The following is a 2,115-nucleotide window of genomic DNA, read 5'->3' as shown; positions in this document are numbered from 1 at the left end:
TCGGCCAGTTACGGTCCTTCGACCGAGCGCTCAGGCGGACTCTTCAAGGTCCGCTCCACACTCGACAACGGTCAACCGCCGGGCTTCATCGTGCGAATCGCCTTGTCGCGCGTCTGCTGTGCGTCGACGATCAAGCGGTATGCGGCGTAATATTTGAATATGTTGCGTACGTACGTCGTGGTTTCGATACCGATCTTCTCCGCGACTACGATTTCGACATTGTTGAACCACTTGTCCGGATCCAGCCCGCGGGCCGCGGCCTCCTTGCGCATCTTTGCAATATTGGCCGCCCCCGCGTTATAGCTCGCGAAGGCAAACAACGTGCGGTTGTCATCGTCGAAGTGCGCGTCCGCAAAATAGCGTGTCATCAGCCGATCCATGTATTTCGCGCCCGCGTGGATGTTGGACTCGGTTACACCAATGTTTCCGACTGCCATTTCCTTGCCTGTTCCCGGCATCAACTGCATGACGCCGATCGCCCCGACGTGACTGCGCGCCGACTGGTTCAACTGCGATTCCTGATAGCCTTGGGCGGCCAGCATCAGAGGGTCGAAGCCATACTGCTTGCCATACTTCTCGAAGAGCGTAAGTGTTTCTTCGAAACGCTTGCGCTGCGCCGCACCCGAAGCATCGGTGACCTGCTTGATACGCTTCATGAACTGCGCGAGCCGATAGTCGATGACACTCTGCTTTTGAACAAACTCGTTATAGAAATCGGTCACCACCGCCTGCAATTGCGGGCTGTTCTTCCTGATCGCCCAACCCACATAGCCTTCGCTGCGTACCACCAGATCCTCCCTGACCTTGATCTGAGGCAGAACTTGCGCCCACAGTTTTGCTTTCCAGTCGTCGACCACTACGATGCCGAGCATTCCCGCATTTAGCATTTCGAGCGTGTCCTCGTCTTCAAGGACGTCGGGCAGCAGCGTGATCCGCATGAGCGGTTTGCCCGCTTTCCTGAGCCGGTCGTTCAGCGCCGTCAGACTCTCGTAGTAACTCGACGCCTTGCGCACATACACCTGCTTTCCCGCGAGGTCGTCCAGGGTTGCGATAGCCGGAGCGCGGGGACCGGTCACGATCAGTTCCCGGACTGGCTTGCGATCACGCGGCGCAACAAAGTCGACAACCTTGCGCCGCTCATCGGTCGCCGTCAGGTTGCCCGCCGAGATATCGCCCAGCCCGGTCTGGAGGTTCATCAGAAGTTTGTCCCGGGTCGTTGGAATCAGAAAGACCGTCACCGGGCGTTTGCCGAGCTGGCTGGCGTAGCGCTTGTTGACGTAACGTTCGAAGTCGCGCGCGAGTTCAGCGGTCAGACCGCGTTCCTGACCTTTGTCGTTGAAGTACAGCGTACGGCTGTACGGCACGAGAAAGCGGATCGAGCGGCGCCCCAGCATCGCGTCGAAGTCGCCGGTCCACGGTTTGACCGCGAGATTCAACTGGCGGGCTTTCGGGACCGCAGCCGGGGGCGACGATGCTTGCGCCACAGCGGACGCACCCGGTCCCGACGCGGCTTGCATCGACGACGAGAGCACCGCAATCCCGACCAGCAAGGCGCCAAGAAAACGAAGTCTCGTCATGACTGTCCTTCCCATCCAAACGGCAATCCGGGAAGTCAAACCGCCGTCGTTCAGAACTTAGGGCGTTTCCAATCCGTGGCACAGCGGTCCGTCGTGCGCCAAACTGCCGGTCAGCAATGATCGCCGCCTACGCTCTGGCCTTAACGCGCCCTGCCGCATCGCTGAGATCGACCACGCCGGAAATTCCATACAAAAATAACGACAAGCAATGCGTGTGAGCGGTGCGGGACGCTATTCATGACGAGAAAAACCCAGCGCCGATGATCCCCCTAATTAACAATAGCAGGCGGTTGCAGGCCATGTAGATCGAAATCAACAACAATGACGGCTCGGGGCAATGCGTGCCGGCTCTTCTGTGTCCGTGGCGACTAGCAGCTGGAAGATGCCCCTTGCACCGAGCGGGCACGCGCACACGCGATAGCGACACGGCCCCGACCGGCGGCCGAGGACCCACCAACCGATTCGAAGGAGTGAATGACCGTTGTACCTTGGAGAGCTGCCGTTATGTTGTGGCGGGTCCTATGGCTGGAGTGGGTCG

1 protein-coding gene is annotated in these 2,115 nt (G+C 59.4%); it reads right to left on the bottom strand.

The genetic code is table 11. The features are described from left to right. Window positions 1-71: 71 nt before the first annotated feature. On the bottom strand, window positions 72-1,577 hold the full coding sequence (locus SB772_RS38910; protein WP_410838378.1) for a transglycosylase SLT domain-containing protein: 1,506 nt from the start codon (window positions 1,575-1,577) through the stop codon (window positions 72-74). Between the last annotated feature and the right edge of the window lie 538 nt (window positions 1,578-2,115).

The sequence above is a fragment of the Paraburkholderia sp. SIMBA_030 genome, assembly GCF_046535245.1.
Lineage (GTDB): Bacteria > Pseudomonadota > Gammaproteobacteria > Burkholderiales > Burkholderiaceae > Paraburkholderia.
Note: the sequence above shows the minus strand (reverse complement) of the source record. Positions and strands in the feature narration are given on the sequence as shown.

What these genes read in the sequence shown, in the direction of transcription:
- SB772_RS38910 (WP_410838378.1), bottom strand. Translation starts at nt 1,577, where the DNA reads ATGACGAGACTTCGTTTTCTTGGCGCCTTGCTGGTCGGGATTGCGGTG.